The organism is Anaerococcus obesiensis ph10, from assembly GCF_000311745.1.
Lineage (GTDB): Bacteria > Bacillota > Clostridia > Tissierellales > Peptoniphilaceae > Anaerococcus > Anaerococcus vaginalis.
Window position 1 is genome coordinate 590,728 of sequence record NZ_HE978532.1, and the last position, 6,221, is coordinate 596,948.

Genomic DNA, 6,221 nt, shown 5'->3' on the forward strand with positions numbered 1-6,221 from the left:
TTTTACTCCATAATTATTCACCTTTTTTTGTCACATGTTTAGGGAATCCTATTATAATAAATATTATTCCAAATATTGCTAATAAGATACTATACCAAGAATAAGGTACAACTGATAGGGTGGATATTTTTGCTATTCCTGCAGCTAGAAGTATTTGTCCAGCCCATGGTGTGATACCGTTTCCTATACTTGCGAATAAATCCAAAATACTAGCTGTTCTTGCTGGATCAACTCCAAATTCTTCAGATATATCCTTGGCTATTGGTCCAACAGTTACTATTGCAATAGTATTATTTGTTGTTGCAACATCTACTAAAAATACTAAAAATGCAATTGCAAGTTCTGCTCCACTTCTTCCTTTAACATTTCTAGTTAACCTATGTAATAACCAATCTATTCCACCTAAATATTCCATCAAGGCAACGAGTCCGCCTACCATTACTGCAATCACTGCCATATCTTCCATAGCCATGATTCCTTCACCCAAAACAGAAAAAGATTCAATTATGGTAAATGATCCTTGAGCAACTCCTATAATAAGACCTGACAAAATAGCAGCACCCATGGCTAGCATAACATGAACACCAGCAAGTGATAAGCCTATAACTATAACGTATGGTAATAGTCTAATCAAATCCCACTCCAAATTTTCTGTAGGAATATTGGCAGCACTTGATTTAAAAGTTAAAAGTACTAATGTTACAATTATTGCTGGCAACACCATTAAGAAGTTAGCTTTGAACTTATCCTTCATTTGAACTCCTTGAGTTCTAGTTGCTGCTATAGTTGTATCTGAAATAAATGATAAGTTATCACCAAACATAGCTGAACCAACAACTGTTCCACACATTAATGGTATTTCTATTCCAGTAGATTGAGCAAGAGCAACACCTATAGGCATTAAAGCTGTTACAGTCCCCATTGATGTTCCCATTGAGAAACTTAAAACACATCCTATTATAAATACACCTGGCAATATCATGCTTTGAGGTAACATACTTAATCCTAAATTTGTAACAGATTTTACTGCTCCCATCTTGTCAGCAACTAAATAAAACATTCCTGCTTCTAAAAATATAACAAACATTAAAATTAATGTGTCATCGCCTCCGCCTTTACAAAACATAGTCACTAAGTCGTCAAAACTCAATTCTTTTTTTGGTTTTTTCAAAGCGAAAATAAAAGCAAAGATGCAAGCAATCAAAATCCCAACATTTAATGGTAGTGAACTAGCGCTACCGGTTACAATTGTTATCATTACATACAGGGCTATGAATATCAACAATGGTATTAGCCCTAAGAAACTACCTTTTTTCTCAACATCTCTCTTCATAATAACCTCCTCTTTCAAAACGTTTTCTTTGATCGGTTTTATAATATCACATTTTTTGACCGATGTAAACACTATCCCACATTATTTTTGTGTTTTTGTTGATTTTATATTCTTCTTTTTTTATGTTACAATGATATTAATATTATTTAGTAACAATTTTTATTGTTTTACAACTTAAAGAGAATGGACATAATATGTTGAAATTTGAAAGACAAAATAAAATTTTAGAACTATTAAACGAGAACGATAGCCTGCTTGTAACAGAGATGAGCAAAATTTTCAAATGCTCTGATGAAACAATTAGAAGAGATTTAAAAGAACTTGATAAGGCAAAATTATTGACTAGAACTCATGGTGGCGCTTTTATGGCTAGAAAAAATGATAAGACTTATCCTACCAAGATAAGAAATATCTTATTATTAAACGAAAAAACCAGACTATCAGAAAAAGTCATTGATTTTATCAACGAAAATGATTTGATTTTTTTGGATTCTAGCACAACTTGTTATCAATTAGCAAAACATATTATTTCTAATAAAATGAATGTTACAATAGCTACAAATTCAATACTAATAGCTAATCTTTGTACTGAAACAAAAAATAATATTGAATTAATAATGCTAGGTGGTCATTTAAGAAATAATAATATGTCGACTGTTGGAATGGAAGGCCTTGAACAGATCAAAAATTACTATGCTGACAAATGTATTATTTCCCCTCCAAAATTAAATATTGAGCTAGGAATTTTTGATAATAATAATTATGAAGCTAGCATCAGAAAGGCTATGATAGATAATTCTTCTTATAAAATCTTAATGGTAGACCATACAAAGTTATCTGATTTTACAAATTATAAAATTTGTGATACTGATTTTGTTGATTTATTAATAACTAATAAAAGTCTTGATGAAAAAAACAAAAATATTCTTGATAAAAAAAATATAGAATATGTTAAAGCTTAGTTCTTATTTCAAATATAGATTTGACTACAAAAAAATCGTGTCTGTAAGTTAATTTTACAGACACGATTTTTAATTTTTTATATATTAACTTAATAAAAATTTATTTCACCTTTATTTTCAAAATATTTACATAAATCTTTAGGATTATATGCACCTACATCGGTTACTATTTTATCCACTAAATTTGATGGCGTTTTGTCAAAAGATGGATATATCGCCTTGACTTTATTTCCTGCATGTTTTATTCCATTACAAATCAATACCTCTTCTGGATCTTTCATCTCAATTTTTACGTCATCTAATTTTTTCATTCCTTTGTCAGGTATTCCTGTCACAAAATATTTAACGTCATATAATTTGGCTAACTGTGCAATTTGTAATGTTCCTATTTTATTTACAACTCCACCATCTTCTGTTATACAATCAGCAGCTGATGTAAATATATCTATTAATTTATTTTCCATAGCATAAGCTATCATATTATCTGTGAGAATTGTTGTATCAAATCCTTCTTCTGAGAAACAAGATGCTGTTAAGCGAGCTCCCTGTAAAAATGGTCTTGTTTCTGCACAATAAATTTTTATTTTCTTATTAGATTTTTTTAATAATGATATTAAAGCTCCTATTATTGTTTCTCCATAACATTGCGTTAATATACTTGAGTTTTCTGGAATTAAATCTATAAGATTTTTCCCAACTTCTATCATTGTTTTATAACGTCTATTTATAGATTTTATATTATCTTCCATTATCAATTTTACTGGATCTTTATCATTATCAATTGCATCAACAGCTATTTTATAACATCTAGTAGTTATTTTGCTATATCTTTCTTTAGTTGTTATCCTTGCATTTCCAAGCTCTATTGATGCCTTTTCAATAAAATTTTTACGTTCTTTTTTATATAAACTTCTTGATTCATAACAAGCAAGAGCCATTCCCATACCTAAAGCTGTATATGGTCCTGCACTTTGGGTAACCATATCTTGAATAGCTTTTACTACATCCTTATATGATTTACATTCAACAAAAATAACCTCTCTTGGATAAACTCTTCTATCTAAAATCCTTACAGTACCATCTTGATACCATGCAACATTTTCATATTTTAGCAAAAAAGGCATGCCTTCATCATATCTTTCCATAATTATCTCCATTATCAATTATTAATCAAGAAAACGTTTAAAATATATTAACACAAAGAAACAAATTTTTCAAACTTTTGAGATTATCTTTGCTTTTTAATCCAAACTAAACTTAAAAACCTTTCTGTTTTCTCTCAAAAAATTTATAATTCCTATTAGTTCATTTTCGTTTTTATTGTGATATTGTACTTCTAATATCAGCTTATCATCTCTATAATTTATGGATTTTTCGCTGAATTTTATATTTTCTTTTTTGAAGTACTTATATATTTTTTCTATGCTCATGGGATTATCTAAAACTATATCTATGGTATAGGGCCTTTTTATAAAACTAAAAATCCCAAATTCTTCTTTTAAAAACAATTGTAAAATTAATATTAATATGCTTGAGCATATTCCTATTATATACATTCCAGCGCCGATGCTCATGGCTATTATTGCTGTAGTCCAAATTCCTGCCGCTGTGGTAAGTCCTGATATATAATCTTTTTTTATAAATATAAGACCTCCGCCGAGAAATCCTATACCTGATACTATTTGTGCTGCAATTCTTTCTGCATCGTAATGGCTTGAATCTGAAAAGCCATATTTTGAAACTATCATTGCAAGGGCTGCTCCCAAAGCTACTATTGTATGTGTTCTTATTCCTGCAAATTTTCCTTTAAATTCTCTCTCAAGACCTATTATTACACCAACTAAACAAGCTAAAAATAATCTTAATATTAGTATTTTTATAAATTCTAAGTCTTCCATTTAGTTTTTCCTACTTGTTTTCGAAAAAATCTTTTGTTTGTTTTCTTACTTCTTTTACTAAAACTAATAGGGCAAGGATATTTGGAATTATTACAAGTCCCATGGCTATATCTTGAATTGTCCAAACCATTGTTATTTTTCCTAAACAACCTACTATGCAAAGAAATGGATAAATGAATTTAACTTTGCTTGTAAATTTTTCTCCGTAGGCATAGGTAAATGATTTTGCGGCATTAAACCATTGTCCCATAAGGGTTGTAAAACAAAATATCAATAGTGCAAATATTGCTACATAAGATAGGGGTTTAAATACTGTTCCTATTGCACTAATTGCCATGTTTGATGCTTGTATTGTTTCTCCGTCTATTGGAATTTGAGATACTCCTATTGTTATTGCTGTAAGGGAGCAAATAATTATTGTATCTAAAAATACTTCTGTAACTCCAGTAATTCCTTCTTCTACTGGATGATCTACAATAGCTGTACCGTGGGCAAATGGTGCTGTTCCTTCTCCTGCCTCATTTGAATACATTCCTCTTGCTATACCGTATTGCATAGCTCTTGCTATAACAAGTCCGCCTACACCACCTGCGGCAGCTTTGAAAGAAAATGCTCCATCAAAAATCGCCTTAAAAACTAAAGGAACGTTTTTAATATTTACAATTATAACTAATAAACATAATACAACATAAAGAATAGACATAATAGGTACAAGGCTTGTTGCAACTTTTGCTAATCTTTTAAGTCCCCCAATTGCTATCATAAATAATAAAATTGTCAAAATAATTCCTGTCAATAGATTATTGACTTTAAAATTATCTGCAAGGATTGTAGCAATTGTATTTGATTGAACAAGATTTGCTCCCATCATTTTTATAGTCATCAAAACTGCTATTACAATTCCTAAAGCTGGAGCTTTTAATCCATCTCTTATGTAATACATTGGACCTGATAAGATATTTCCGTCTTCGTCTTCTCCTCTATAAATTTGTGAAAGAACGATTTCTCCGTATTTTAGTGCCATTCCAAAAAATGCAGCAAGCCACATCCAAAATATAGCACCATATCCACCAGCAACAATTGCTGTCGCTACACCAACTACATTTCCTCCACCAATATTTCCAGCTAAAGTTACCATCATAGCTTGAAATGTAGACAAAGAACCTTCTCTTTTTTCAATATTTCTTTCCTTAAAACTTTTTACCAAAGTATTATGAATAATAAATTTAAAATGTCTAACTTGTACAAATCCAGTTGCTATTGAATAAAGTATACCAAGGCCTAACAATACAAATACAAGCCAATTTCCCCACAATATCTTATTAAATTTTTCTAAAAATAGTTCTAAATTCTGCATAAAATCTCCTTATTTATTTTTTTAATAATTCATCAACCCTATCAGGGAAGTCAGTAATAAGACCATCAAAACCCATTTCAACAAAATCTTCCAAATTATAAGAAAGTTTTGAAGAAAGCCACGCATTTACAAAAATTCCTTCATTATGAAGCTTTGAAACAAGATCTTTGTCAACAGTATTTACCAAAGGATGAAAATAAAAAATTCCATTATCTTTTAAATATTTCACAGGATTAGCTAAAACAGATTCTTCCAAAAATCCCAATTTTAAAGTGCTATCGATTTCCTTCATCCTAAGAACAGATTCATGATTAAAAGATGAAATAATTATCCTATCACAAATTTCATATTCTTTCATAAGCTCATATAATTTTTCTTCAATTCCATCGTAAGCAATTAAGCCATTTTTAATTTCTATATTTGTAATAAGATTAGTATCCTTTACAAAATCAAAATATTCTCGAAGAGTAGGAATTTTCTCATCAATTCCGTCATATCCATAGGCTGCATTTAGTTTTTTTAATTCTTCTAAATTTAAATCCTTAACAAAAAGGTCACAGCCACAAGTTCTTAGCAGATTTTCATCGTGTATTATAACCAAATGTCCATCTTTTGATAAATGAACATCAAGTTCAATGCCATCTGCTCCCGCATCTAGAGCTTTTCTAAAA

6 protein-coding genes are annotated in these 6,221 nt (G+C 29.9%); 1 reads left to right on the top strand and 5 read right to left on the bottom strand.

Annotated elements, in window-relative coordinates:
• Window positions 1-13 precede the first annotated feature (13 nt).
• A complete protein-coding gene (locus tag HGAG_RS08850) occupies window positions 14-1,333 on the bottom strand; it encodes a Na+/H+ antiporter NhaC family protein (protein WP_019118807.1) in 1,320 nt (439 codons plus the stop codon).
• Window positions 1,334-1,527: 194 nt separating this feature from the next.
• On the opposite strand from HGAG_RS08850, the gene HGAG_RS08855 reads away from it, so the two are divergent.
• Window positions 1,528-2,295, top strand: coding sequence for a DeoR/GlpR family DNA-binding transcription regulator (locus tag HGAG_RS08855; protein ID WP_019118808.1), 768 nt, complete (start codon window positions 1,528-1,530; stop codon window positions 2,293-2,295).
• 89 nt (window positions 2,296-2,384) lie between these two features.
• Here HGAG_RS08855 and HGAG_RS08860 read toward each other — a convergent pair whose 3' ends face one another.
• The 4 genes from HGAG_RS08860 to HGAG_RS10950 all read right to left on the bottom strand — a co-directional run.
• On the bottom strand, window positions 2,385-3,440 hold the full coding sequence (locus HGAG_RS08860) for a s-methyl-5-thioribose-1-phosphate isomerase (RefSeq protein WP_019118809.1): 1,056 nt from the start codon (window positions 3,438-3,440) through the stop codon (window positions 2,385-2,387).
• Window positions 3,441-3,536: 96 nt separating this feature from the next.
• Window positions 3,537-4,193: an MgtC/SapB family protein gene (locus HGAG_RS08865; protein WP_019118810.1), complete on the bottom strand. Its 657-nt coding sequence runs from the start codon at window positions 4,191-4,193 to the stop codon at window positions 3,537-3,539.
• A 10-nt stretch (window positions 4,194-4,203) separates the two neighbouring features.
• Window positions 4,204-5,550 carry an alanine/glycine:cation symporter family protein gene (locus tag HGAG_RS08870; RefSeq protein WP_004839557.1) on the bottom strand — a complete coding sequence of 449 codons (1,347 nt, stop codon included), beginning with the start codon at window positions 5,548-5,550 and terminating at the stop codon, window positions 4,204-4,206.
• Window positions 5,551-5,563: 13 nt separating this feature from the next.
• The coding region (locus tag HGAG_RS10950) for a glycerophosphodiester phosphodiesterase family protein (protein ID WP_019118811.1) at window positions 5,564-6,221 on the bottom strand (658 nt) is incomplete at its 5' end.

What these genes read in the sequence shown, in the direction of transcription:
- HGAG_RS08850 (WP_019118807.1), bottom strand. Translation starts at nt 1,333, where the DNA reads ATGAAGAGAGATGTTGAGAAAAAAGGTAGTTTCTTAGGGCTAATACCA.
- HGAG_RS08855 (WP_019118808.1), top strand. Translation starts at nt 1,528, where the DNA reads ATGTTGAAATTTGAAAGACAAAATAAAATTTTAGAACTATTAAACGAG.
- HGAG_RS08860 (WP_019118809.1), bottom strand. Translation starts at nt 3,440, where the DNA reads ATGGAAAGATATGATGAAGGCATGCCTTTTTTGCTAAAATATGAAAAT.
- HGAG_RS08865 (WP_019118810.1), bottom strand. Translation starts at nt 4,193, where the DNA reads ATGGAAGACTTAGAATTTATAAAAATACTAATATTAAGATTATTTTTA.
- HGAG_RS08870 (WP_004839557.1), bottom strand. Translation starts at nt 5,550, where the DNA reads ATGCAGAATTTAGAACTATTTTTAGAAAAATTTAATAAGATATTGTGG.